This window comes from Kitasatospora sp. NPDC001225, assembly GCF_053597855.1.
Genome location: NZ_JBSFJC010000030.1, coordinates 65,007 through 76,257, shown reverse-complemented (window position 1 = coordinate 76,257; position 11,251 = coordinate 65,007). Strand labels below are relative to the sequence as shown.

The following is an 11,251-nucleotide window of genomic DNA, read 5'->3' as shown; positions in this document are numbered from 1 at the left end:
CGCCGCCCCACCCGCATCCACACACTCTGCACCCAACACGGCATCGCAACAACGGCCTGAGCCTGACCTAGATCGAATACTTCGCCAGCAGAGTCGCCCGCCCGACTTCCTGCGCAGCCGCACACGACACCCCCTCTGCGGAGAAACCTGTAGACCGGTCGCCATATTCGCCACACGGGAACCGGGGGTGGCCCGCGCGAGAAGTCGGCCCGGCCGACTTCCTGTGCGCGATCGGGCCAGCCAGGTCGAGGTTCACCAGGTGCTGCATAGGAAGTCGGCGGAGTCGACTTCTCGTGCGCAGAGGGGCGAGGCCGGCGGCGATCTATGTAGTCCGACCGTCATATCCCTCGCGCGTGCATTGGACTGGCTCGCATGAGAAGTCGGCTGGGCCGACTTCTTGCGCGTTTACGAGCGGGTGGGCCTGGCTGTGCCCAGAACTATGTAGACCGGCCGTCATATTTTCCCAGGTCCTGCACAGGAAGTCGGCGGGGCCGACTTTTCGTGCGCAGGGTGGGGTGCGGGTCGGCAGGATCTGTAGACCGGTCTGCATATTCCTCTCGGAGGGTGCATGGAAGGTCGGGCTGATCGACTTCTCGTGTGCGGAGGGGCGGGGGCGGCAGCAGGCTATGTGGCCTGGTCTTCGCCCGCGTTGGAGGAACTCGCGCGAGAAGTCGGCTGGGCCGACTTCCTGTGCGCTTTCGGGCTGGCCGGGCCTGGGTGTACCTGGGGCCAGGTAGGCCGGCCGTCGTATTTGTCCGGGTTCTGCATAGGAAGTCGGCGGGGTCGACTTTTCGTGCAGGGGGTGTGGGCCAGTAAGGGTGTGCAGGCCGGTCGTCGCATTCGTCGCAGGGGATGCGTGAGAAGTCGGCCGGGCCGACTTCCTGTGCGGGGCGGGGAGTCGGTGGGGCGTAGGGTCGCGGGTCGGGCAGGGGCGCGGGTCGGGGAGGGCCGGATGATTTCGCGGGCGCAGGCGGTGGAGGCGGGGCAGCGGTGGATCAACGGGGATCTGCCGCAGGGGGCCGGGGTGGTGCGGCGGGTGTGCACCCATGAGTTCGAGCTCGGCTGGGTGGTGTGGGCGGAGCCCGCCCGGGCGGTGGTCGACCCGCGGACGGGGGAGCGGCGGGCGCCCGAGGAGGTGGGGGCGGCTTGCGCCGTGGTGGACCGGGAGAGCGGGCGGTTCACGGTGTGGCCCTCGGTGCCGGTGGACGAAGTGGTGGGGCTGTACCGGGACTTCGTCGGCGCGGGCGGCTACGACCCGACCCTCCAGCCGGCGACCGGCCGGGGCGCCAGGGCCGAGCTGACCTACCGGGACGGCACCGGCGAGGAGCGGTCGCTGGCCCTGCGGTCCGCGGCGGGCCTGCCGCACCCGGCGCTGCGCGGCTGGTGGTGGCTGCGCGAGCAGGGCGTCGCCGCCGAGGAGGTGCTGGCCGTCCGGACCGACCTGCGGCCGAGCGCCCTGCCCGGCGGCTACTGGTCGTACGCGCTGGCCGCCGAACTGCCGGACGTCCGGCTCGACTTCGAGCTTCCGTACGGCCCGCGCTTCGACCACCGAGCGGCCGCCGTACGGGCGCTGCCCGCGCCGCCGGACGGTCCGGCCCGCAACCGGGTGCCCTTCCCCCGCGCGGTGCGCGACGCGTCCGGCGGTCCCGGCACATCCGGCGAGCACGACGCCGTGCTCGCCGCCCGGCTCGCGGAGCGGTTCGGCCCGGCGGGCGTCCAGCGCTTCGAGCCGGCCGACGTCGCCCGGGCCGAACTGCCCGGGGACGCGGCCGCGCTGCTGCTGGCGGTGGGCGTCCCGGTGGCCGTGCCGGGGTTCTTCGCGCTGCACCACCCGGGCGCGGAGGCGATCGCCGACGGCACCCGCCAGGGCACCGTCCTGCCCCCGCTCGCCGCGCACCTGGCCGGACTCGGCCGCGGCACCCGGGTGGCCGAGCGGGAGCGCCTGGCGCTCGCCGGGCAGCTGGTGCTGGGGACGGACGGCTGGGCGCTGCTGGCCCTCGACCCGGTGGACGGCGCCGTCCGTGCGGTGGACCCGGACTACGCGACCGCCCGCCACTGCAACGCGGACCTGCGCGCCTTCGTCCGCTGCCTGGAGGTGTTCGCCGGCTGGTGGCCGGCCCTGCGCGGGCTCGACCCGGTGGCCGCGGGCGCGGCGGTGGACGCCCTGCAGCGCACGCTGGCGGCCGTGGACGGCACGGTCTTCGCCGACCCGGAGAACTGGTGGGCCGTCATCGTCGAGCAGCTGTGGGACGGCCTCCTCTGACGGACGGCGGGCCGCCGGAAGACCGGCCCGCCCACCGGCCCACCCACCGGCCCGCGGACCGGTTCCGGACCGGTGCGAATACCGCCGCACCCCCTCTCACCAGGGCCCGGATCGCGTAGCGTGGAGAGTTATGCGACTCGGTGTGCTCGACGTAGGTTCCAACACGGTCCACTTCCTCGTGGTGGACGCCCATCCGGGCGCTGCTCCGCTGCCCGCGTACTCGCACAAGGCCGAGCTGCGTCTGGCGGAGCTGCTGGACGAGGACGGTGCGATAAGCGAGGCCGGGGTCGAGCGGCTGGTCGGCCACGTCGCGTCCTCGCTGCGGGTCGCCGAGGACAAGGGCGTCGTCGACATCCTCCCGTTCGCGACCTCCGCCGTGCGCGAGGCCGCCAATGGCGAGGAGGTGCTGCGCCGGGTGGCCGCCGAGACCGGCGTCGAGCTGCGCGTGCTCTCCGGGCAGGACGAGGCCCGGCTCACCTTCCTGGCCGTCCGCCGCTGGTTCGGCTGGTCCTCGGGCCGGCTGCTCAACCTGGACATCGGTGGCGGTTCGCTGGAGATCGCCTGCGGTCTGGACGAGCAGCCGGACGTCGCCTGCTCGCTGCCGCTGGGCGCCGGCCGGCTGACCGCCCGCTGGCTGCCGGGGGACGTCGCCGACCCGGAGGGGCTGCGCGAGCTGAGACGCCACATCCGGGCCGAGCTCGCCACCGTGGTCGGCGAGATCACCCGGCTCGGCCCGGCCCGGCACGCGGTCGCCACCTCCAAGACCTTCAAGCAGCTGGCCCGGATGACCGGCGCCGCCCCCGCCGACGCCGGTCCGTACACCGACCGCCGGCTCACCCGCAGCGGGCTGGCCGCCTGGCTGCCCCGGCTGTCGGCGATGACCGTCGCCGAGCGTGCCCGGATCCCCGGAGTCTCCGAGGGCCGGGCCAAGCAGCTGCTGGCCGGCGCGCTGGTCGCCGACGCCGCGATGGACCTGTGCGGGCTGGAGGAGCTGGACGTCTGCCCGTGGGCGCTGCGCGAGGGCATCATCCTGCGCCGCCTGGACACCATGGACAGCCCGGCCGACCGCCGCCGCCCGGCGCTCACCCCGTAAGCCGGGCGCGCACCCCGGGGCGCGCACCCGGGCGGCCGCCCGGACAGTCGTCCGGACCCGTCCCGACCGACCGCCGACCGACCGCCCCGGGGCAACGTGCCGATGGTCACTGCGCCGGTCATCCCGCCCCGTTCGCCGCGTGCTCCGCATACGCTGTCTCCCGTGGTGCAACCAGCGGGCGAGGACGGAACGCAGGAGGACCGCACTCCCGGGAGCGGGCAGTCGCGGCCGGACGGCCCGCGCCGCAGGCTCGGCAAGGCGGTCACGGGCGCCACCGCCGCCCAGGCCGCCAAGCAGGCCTCGAAGGCGGTCAAGGCCGCCCAGCGCACCGCGAAGACCGCCGCGGCGAAGACCAGCGCGGCGAAGACGGCGCGAACGGCGAAGACGGTGAGAACGGCGAAGACGGCGAAGACGCCCACCGCGAAGCAGCCCGCCCCGAAGACGAAGCAGCCCGCCGCCAAGGCCGCCCCGAAGGAGACCCGCACCGCCCGGGCCGCCGGCGCCGCCAAGGCCGCCGTCCAGTCCGTCCGCTCGGTCAAGGCCGCCAAGCGGGACGCCGCCCGCCCGCCGCTGCTGCGCACCACCGACCGGCTGGTGCTGCCCCGGCATCCGGCCCTGCACATCCCGGACACCAAGGTGGCGCTGTCCACCGCCTCGGTGTACCCGGCGAGCACCGCCGTCGCCTTCGAGCTGGCCGCCAAGCTCGGCTACGACGGGGTCGAGGTGATGGTCTGGAACGACCCGGTCAGCCAGGACATCGACGCCCTGCGCCGGCTCTCCGACGCCCACCGGCTGCCCATCCTGGCCGTGCACGCGCCCTGCCTGCTGATCACCCAGCGGGTGTGGAGCACCGACCCGTGGACCAAGCTGGTCCGGGCCCGGGCGGCGGCCGAGAAGCTCGGCGCGAGCGCCGTGGTCGTCCACCCGCCGTTCCGCTGGCAGCGCCAGTACGCCCGGGAGTTCGTCGAGGGGATCCACCGGATGGCGGGCGAGACCGACGTCCGCTTCGCCGTCGAGAACATGTACCCGTGGCGCTACCGCGACCGCGAGATGCTCGCGTACGCCCCCGGCTGGGACGTCACCGACGAGGAGTACCGGCACTTCACCATCGACCTCTCGCACGCGGCCACCTCCCGGATCGACACCTTCGCCATGGTCGAGCGGATGGGCGACCGGCTCGCCCACGTCCACCTGGCCGACGGCAGCGGCTCCGGCAAGGACGAGCACCTGATCCCCGGCCGCGGCAAGCAGCCCTGCGCCGAGCTGCTGGAGCACCTCGCCCGGACCGGCTTCGACGGCCACGTGGTGCTGGAGGTCAACACCCGCCGCTCGGTCTCCCCCGCCGAACGCGAGGCCGACCTGGCCGAGGCCCTCGCTTTTACCCGCTTGCACCTGGCCACCCCCTCGCGCGTACGCTGAGCCGTCCGGTCCGCCCGGGCGTCAACTGCCGTACGAAGGGGGACGCATGACGGAGAGTCGGAACTACCGCGAGGCCGCCGCGAGCTTCGGCGGGGTCGCCGCCGAGTACGAGCAGGGCCGCCCCGGCTATCCCGACGAGCTGTTCGACGCGCTGGAGCGGCTCTGGGGCCGCGGCCTCGCCGGTGCCCGGGTCCTGGACGTCGGCGCCGGGACGGGCATCGCCACCCGGCTGCTGGCCGCGCGCGGCGCGGAGGTCGTCGCCGTCGAGCCCAGCCCCGGCATGGCCGCCAGGTTCCTGGCCTCCTCGCCGGGCCTGCCGCTGGTCCGGGGCACCGGTGACGACCTGCCCTTCCACGACGGGTCCGTCGACCTGGTCGCCTACGCCCAGGCCTTCCACTGGACGTACCCCGAGAAGTCCGTCCCCGAGGCGGTCCGGGTGCTGCGGCCCGGGGGCGCGGTTGCCGCCTGGTGGAACGTGTACGACGAGACCGTGCCGTGGATCCGGGCCAGGAGCGAGCGGATGGCCGCCGCCCTCCCCGGCCGCTTCCACGGCTACGGCGGGATCAGCGGCCACGTCGGGCACTTCGCCCCGGCCGGCCTCGCGGTCGAACGGACGGCACTGCGCTGGGAGCGGCGGGTCACCGTCGAGCACGTGCTCACCGACCTCACCTCCCGCTCCTACCTGGCCTCGCTCAGCCCCGAGGAGCGCGCGCCGGTGCTGGCCGCCGAACGGGAGGCCATGGTCGCCGCGTTCCCGGACGGCGTCGTGGTCGAGCCGTTCAGTCTGGACCTCACCGTGGCCGTCAAGCCCGGCTGACGCCCGGAGCCCGCCCGCACCGCCGTCCGCCCGCATCGCTGCCCGCCCGCCCGCGTCCCCGCCTGCCCGCATCGCGGACGGACCGTCCGCCGGCCGGACGGCGGGCGTAGGCTCGGTACCCACAGCGGCCCCCGAACCCTCCCAGCAGCGGGGTGCCCGCGAGAGCCCCGAAGGAGTGGAGCACAGTGCCCGAGCTGAGGTCCCGTACGGTCACCCACGGTCGCAACATGGCAGGCGCCCGGGCGCTTCTCCGGGCGGCCGGCGTAGCCCGCGAGGACTTCGGCAAGCCGATCATCGCGGTGGCCAACTCCTTCACCGAGTTCGTCCCCGGGCACACCCACCTCCAGCCGGTCGGCCGGATCGTCTCCGAGGCGATCAAGCAGGCGGGCGGCATCCCGCGCGAGTTCAACACCATCGCCGTGGACGACGGCATCGCGATGGGCCACGGCGGCATGCTCTACTCGCTGCCCTCGCGCGACCTGATCGCCGACTCGGTCGAGTACATGGTCAACGCGCACTGCGCCGACGCCCTGATCTGCATCTCCAACTGCGACAAGATCACCCCGGGCATGCTGATGGCCGCGCTGCGCCTGAACATCCCGACCGTCTTCGTCTCCGGCGGCCCGATGGAGGCCGGCAAGGCGACCCTGGTCGACGGCACCGTGCGCAAGCTCGACCTGGTCGACGCGATCTCCCAGGCGGTCAACGAGAACGTCTCCGACGAGGACATCGCGATCATCGAGGAGAACGCCTGTCCCACCTGCGGCTCGTGCTCCGGCATGTTCACCGCCAACTCGATGAACTGCCTGACCGAGGCGATCGGCCTCTCGCTGCCGGGCAACGGCTCGGTGCTCGCCACCCACACCGCCCGCCGGGCCCTGTACGAGCGGGCCGGGCAGAACGTCGTCGAGATCGCGAACCGCTACTACGGCGGTGACGACGCCTCGGTGCTGCCCCGGGCGATCGCCACCCGCGCCGCCTTCGAGAACGCCATGGCCCTGGACATCGCCATGGGCGGCTCGACCAACACCATCCTGCACCTGCTCGCCGCCGCCCAGGAGGCCGAGCTGGACTTCGACATGCGGGCCATCGACGCGATCTCCCGCAAGGTGCCCTGCCTGTCCAAGGTCGCGCCGAACGGCTCGTACTACATGGAGGACGTGCACCGGGCCGGCGGCATCCCGGCCATCCTCGGCGAGCTGTACCGGGCCGGGCTGCTCAACGAGGACGTCCACACCGTGCACGCCGACTCGCTCGCCGAGTGGCTCAAGACCTGGGACGTGCGCGGCGGTTCGCCGTCCGCCGAGGCCGTCGAGCTGTGGCACGCCGCCCCCGGCTGCGTCCGCTCCGCCGAGGCCTTCTCGCAGTCCGAGCGCTGGGAGTCGCTGGACACCGACTCGGCCAAGGGCTGCATCCGCAGCGCCGAGCACGCCTACTCGGTCGAGGGCGGCCTGGCCGTGCTGTACGGCAACCTCGCCGAGGACGGCTGCATCGTGAAGACCGCCGGCGTGGACGAGTCGATCTGGACCTTCAGCGGCCCGGCCGTCGTGGTCGAGTCCCAGGAGGACGCGGTCGAGGCGATCCTCGCCAAGCGGGTCAAGGAGGGCGACGTCGTCGTCATCCGCTACGAGGGCCCCAGGGGCGGCCCGGGCATGCAGGAGATGCTCTACCCGACCTCCTTCCTGAAGGGCCGGGGCCTGGGCAAGGCCTGCGCGCTGGTCACCGACGGCCGCTTCTCCGGCGGCACCTCGGGCCTGTCCATCGGCCACGCCTCCCCGGAGGCGGCCTCCGGCGGCACCATCGCGCTGGTCGAGGACGGCGACACCATCGCCATCGACATCCCCGGCCGCCGGATCTCCCTGGAGGTCCCGGACGAGGTGCTGGCCGAGCGCCGCCGCGTCCTGGAGGCCACGGGCGGCTACCGGCCGAAGAACCGCGAGCGCCAGGTCAGCCAGGCCCTGCGGGCCTACGCCGCGATGGCCACCTCCGCCGACAAGGGCGCCGTCCGCGACGTGTCCAAGCTCGGCTGAGCCCGAGGCGAACACCGGGCCCGCACGGAACCGGAACGCCGGGCCGTACGGAAGCGGAACACCGGGCCCGCACCGAACCGGAACGCCGGGCCCGCACCGAACGAGGAGGAGCCGTCCCACCGGCCGGGACGGCTCCTCCGCCGTGTGCGGCGCTCGGGTGATAATCGACGGCGTGAGCGAGCAGCCCCCCACCCCCGCCCCCACTCCCGCCGGCGCCCCCGAGCCGGAGCCGATCCGCTTCTTCGGCACGTCCTGGCTCAACCGGGACAACGGCTACTGGCCGCGCCGGGTCGGTGTCTCGGTCGGCGCCCTGGCCGCGACCGCCGCCGCCGTGCTGGTGCTGCGCTTCGGCATCGAGGGCATCGCGCTCTCCGAGGACGGCACCTTCCTCAACGGGCTGCTGACCGCCGCCATCGCGGTCTGCTCGATGATGGCCGTACGGCGCACCTGGAAGGTGCTCACCGAGGGCCGGGACCAGCTGACCGGCTGGATGGCCGAGGACAAGTCGCTCGGCGCGGTCTGGCTGATCGGCGGGGCCGGCAGCCTGGCCGCCTACTTCGTCCGCAGCCTGGTCGAGGCTCCCGGCGAGGCGGTCCGGCGGGCCGCCCACGAGCGGGCCGTCGCCCAGTACGAGAAGCGCCAGGCGGGCCGCGGCCGCCGGCCCGACACCAAGGCGCCGGGCCGGGCCAAGCGCAAGCGCTGACGTCGGTCAGGTCCGGCTGGCGGAGCCGCAGTTCCCGGTGCCCGGCGGCACCCGGTCCCGGTCGTACGGGTCCGCGGTCGGCCCGGTCGGTACCGGGCCGGGCCGGGTGGACCGGTCGAACTCCGGGTGCAGGAAGCCGTCGTAGCGGCCGCAGGCGCTGTTGCCGAAGCTCTCCACGGTCTCGTCGATCGCGAGCTTCCCCGGATCGACCTGGTACTTGGCCGGGTCGTAGAAGTGGAAGGTGTCCACCTGCCGGACGATGGTCCGGACCGTCTCCGCGAGGTCCGCGGAGCCGTTCGCCGAGGCCGCCTGGTCGGCCGTCTTCGGGCCGGGGCGCAGCGCGTACACGTAGCTGACGTCGGCCCGCATCAGGACGCCGTTCTCCCCGTCGGCCGTGACGTCGATCCGGCCCCGCACCTTGACCACGTCGGTGACCGGGACGGCCTCCCGCGGGTCGAAGCGGGTGAACCAGGCGGTGGGGTCACTGGTCGCCGAGGGGTGGTCCAGCGACGCGGCCGCGGCCTCCCGGGTGCGGCCGTCGAGCATCGCCAGCGCGGCGTCCGGGCGGCCGCCGGACACCACCTTCGGGTCCAGGTGGGCCGCCGCCAGGTAGGCCCGCACCGACTGCAGCCGGGCGGCCACCTCGTCGGCACCGAACGCGCCGGTGGCCCGGGGGGTCTTCGGCAGTTCGATCCCGTCCGTGCCGGTGGCCCAGTCCTCGGCGGGGGAGCCGGCCCACGGGTGGTCGGGGGTCGGCTGCCGTCCGTCGCGCTCCGCCGCCGGGCTCGCGGAGACCGGGTGGTCGGAGGCGTAGCCGAAGTGGGTGGAGTACCAGAACTTCAGCCCGTCGATGTTCAGTGCCACGAGCAGCACGGCGACGGTCAGCAGGACGTAGAGCGGCGTGCGCCACTCCCGGCGGCGGCGCGGACGCGGGTCGCCCCACGCGTCGACCGCCCGCGCCGGGCGAACGGGCTTGCGGACGGGCTTGCGGCGGAAGCGGCGCCCGCGCGCCGGGGGGCCGTCGTTGACCGAGCGGCGGCCGCCCGGATCGACCGGCGGGGTGTGCTTCCACCGGGCGGACAGCATGCGGGTGCGCCCGCTCTGCTCCTTGACGGTGGCGCTGCGGACGAACTCCTCGTCCAGGACGAGGTCGGCGAACGGGTCCTTCCGGCCCGCCCCGGACGGGTCGGACCCGTTCGGCTCGTCGCCCCCGGCGGGGCGCGGTTCCGGTTCTTCGGCGATCGGCATCGCGCCAGTATGCCGACGGGGTCTGACGATCCGTCGATCGGGGGCACACCGTGTGGTGAACACCTGTGCGTCGTCCGCGGGACGGGTGCCATTCGTCCGGAAGCGCGCCGGTGCGGGCGCCCGCTCAGTCCTTGCCGCGGGCCTGCTTGACCGAGCCGACCACCCCGGCGATCGCCAGCAGCAGGCCGGCCGGCAGCAGCGAGATGAAGAAGGCGCCGAACAGGCCCTCGTCGCCGAGGAACAGTTGGGCCAGCGTGTTCAGGACCAGCAGCCCGCCGGCGGCCGGCAGCGCCGACTGCCACGGGTGCTCGTTCGCCCAGCGGCGCAGCCTCCGGTCGGTGGTGTCGCGCCGCAGCCGGCCGCCGACGGTGCCGACCAGGAAGAAGAAGAACAGGCCCCAGCCGGCCGGTGAGGCCAGCATGCTCAGCGACCAGTCCCCGGTGATCGCATCGATCCCCAGGGCCGTCGCCCCCACCACCGCACCGACCCCCGCGGCGGTCCGCCACGGGCCCACGGTCGCCGAGGCGACGGCGAGTTGCCGGTTCTCACGTCGGGACATTTCGTCGTGTGCCATGGCTCCACGGTGCGCCCGCGGGAGCCGGGAGGCCATAGGGGAAACCCCCGAGATTTCTCCCTAGGGGCCTGTCCTCCGCCAGGCGGCCGGGTGGGCGGCGACCACGGAGCGGACGGTCCCCGCGCGGGCCGCCGGGCGGTGCGAGGATGGCGGCAGTACCGAGGCAAGGAGCGGGAGCGGACCATGGGCAGCAGCGGAGCACACGGACAGAAGATCGCCTTCCTGGGCACCGGCAAGATCGGCGAGGCCCTGCTCTCCGGTCTGCTGCGGGCCGGCAAGGACCCGGCCGACGTCCTGGTGACCGCCCGCCGTCCCGAGCGGGCGGCCGAACTCGCCGACCGCTACGGCGTGGTGGCCGTCTCCAACGCCGAGGCCGCCAAGCTCGCCGACACCCTGATCCTCGCGGTCAAGCCACAGGACATGGGCGCCCTGCTGGAGGAGCTGGCCCCGCACGTCGGCGCGGACCGGCTGGTGATCTCGGCCGCGGCCGGCGTTCCCACCGCCTGGTTCGAGGAGCGGCTCGCGGCGGGCACCCCGGTGGTCCGGGTGATGCCCAACACCCCGGTCCTGGTGGACGAGGGGATGAGCGTCATCTCGGCGGGCTCGCACGCGGGCGAGGAGCACCTGGCGCGGGCCGAGGAGATCTTCAGCTCGGTCGGCAAGGCGCTGCGGCTGCCCGAGTCCCAGCAGGACGCGGCCACCGCGCTGTCCGGCTCCGGGCCGGCCTACTTCTACTTCCTGGTGGAGGCGATGACCGACGCCGGCATCCTGCTCGGGCTGCCCCGGCAGGTGGCGCACGACCTGATCGTGCAGTCCGCGATCGGCGCCTCGGTGATGCTGCGGGACTCCGGCGAGCACCCGGTGAAGCTGCGCGAGGCGGTCACCTCCCCGGCCGGCACGACCATCGCGGCGATCCGCGAGCTGGAGAACCACGGGGTGCGGGCCGCCCTGCTCGGCGCCCTGGAGGCGGCCCGGGACCGCTCCCGGGAGCTGGCCTCGGGCGGGAAATGACCGCTGCGCGACCCCTCCCGTAATCGCGGCGCACCCCCTACGCTCTCGCCAACATCGTCCTACCGGCCGGTAGCGCGGTTCGTGTGGAGTCCG

The 11,251-nt window shown here is 74.1% G+C and carries 9 protein-coding genes; 7 read left to right on the top strand and 2 right to left on the bottom strand.

Annotated elements, in window-relative coordinates:
* The first annotated feature begins 952 nt into the window (after window positions 1-952).
* From ACWDCZ_RS13400 to ACWDCZ_RS13375, 6 genes are all read left to right on the top strand, one after another.
* A complete protein-coding gene (locus ACWDCZ_RS13400; protein ID WP_449815995.1) occupies window positions 953-2,263 on the top strand; it encodes an SUKH-4 family immunity protein in 1,311 nt (436 codons plus the stop codon).
* Window positions 2,264-2,393: 130 nt separating this feature from the next.
* Window positions 2,394-3,356, top strand: a complete 963-nt coding sequence (locus ACWDCZ_RS13395) for a Ppx/GppA phosphatase family protein (protein ID WP_449815994.1) — start codon at window positions 2,394-2,396, stop codon at window positions 3,354-3,356.
* A gap of 591 nt (window positions 3,357-3,947) precedes the next feature.
* Complete coding sequence (locus ACWDCZ_RS13390; RefSeq protein ID WP_449815998.1) at window positions 3,948-4,775, top strand: sugar phosphate isomerase/epimerase family protein; 828 nt, start codon at window positions 3,948-3,950, stop codon at window positions 4,773-4,775.
* A gap of 46 nt (window positions 4,776-4,821) precedes the next feature.
* Window positions 4,822-5,592 carry a class I SAM-dependent methyltransferase gene (locus ACWDCZ_RS13385; RefSeq protein ID WP_375877599.1) on the top strand — a complete coding sequence of 257 codons (771 nt, stop codon included), beginning with the start codon at window positions 4,822-4,824 and terminating at the stop codon, window positions 5,590-5,592.
* A 185-nt stretch (window positions 5,593-5,777) separates the two neighbouring features.
* Complete coding sequence (ilvD, locus tag ACWDCZ_RS13380) at window positions 5,778-7,622, top strand: dihydroxy-acid dehydratase (protein ID WP_049652202.1); 1,845 nt, start codon at window positions 5,778-5,780, stop codon at window positions 7,620-7,622.
* Window positions 7,623-7,794: 172 nt separating this feature from the next.
* On the top strand, window positions 7,795-8,325 hold the full coding sequence (locus tag ACWDCZ_RS13375; RefSeq protein ID WP_107418827.1) for a hypothetical protein: 531 nt from the start codon (window positions 7,795-7,797) through the stop codon (window positions 8,323-8,325).
* A 6-nt stretch (window positions 8,326-8,331) separates the two neighbouring features.
* On the opposite strand, the gene ACWDCZ_RS13370 is transcribed toward ACWDCZ_RS13375, so the two are convergent.
* Together ACWDCZ_RS13370 and ACWDCZ_RS13365 are read right to left on the bottom strand one after the other, a co-directional pair.
* Window positions 8,332-9,573 (bottom strand): SCO2583/SCO2584 N-terminal domain-containing protein, encoded by a 1,242-nt coding sequence (locus tag ACWDCZ_RS13370; protein WP_449815993.1) that lies wholly within the window; start codon window positions 9,571-9,573, stop codon window positions 8,332-8,334.
* Between the two features lie 124 nt (window positions 9,574-9,697).
* Complete coding sequence (locus ACWDCZ_RS13365) at window positions 9,698-10,147, bottom strand: hypothetical protein (protein ID WP_147409126.1); 450 nt, start codon at window positions 10,145-10,147, stop codon at window positions 9,698-9,700.
* Between the two features lie 183 nt (window positions 10,148-10,330).
* Here ACWDCZ_RS13365 and proC point away from each other — a divergent pair, with 183 nt between their 5' ends.
* The gene (proC, locus tag ACWDCZ_RS13360) at window positions 10,331-11,158 is read left to right on the top strand and encodes a pyrroline-5-carboxylate reductase (protein WP_049652199.1); all 828 of its coding nucleotides are present in this window, start codon (window positions 10,331-10,333) and stop codon (window positions 11,156-11,158) included.
* Window positions 11,159-11,251: the final 93 nt, after the last annotated feature.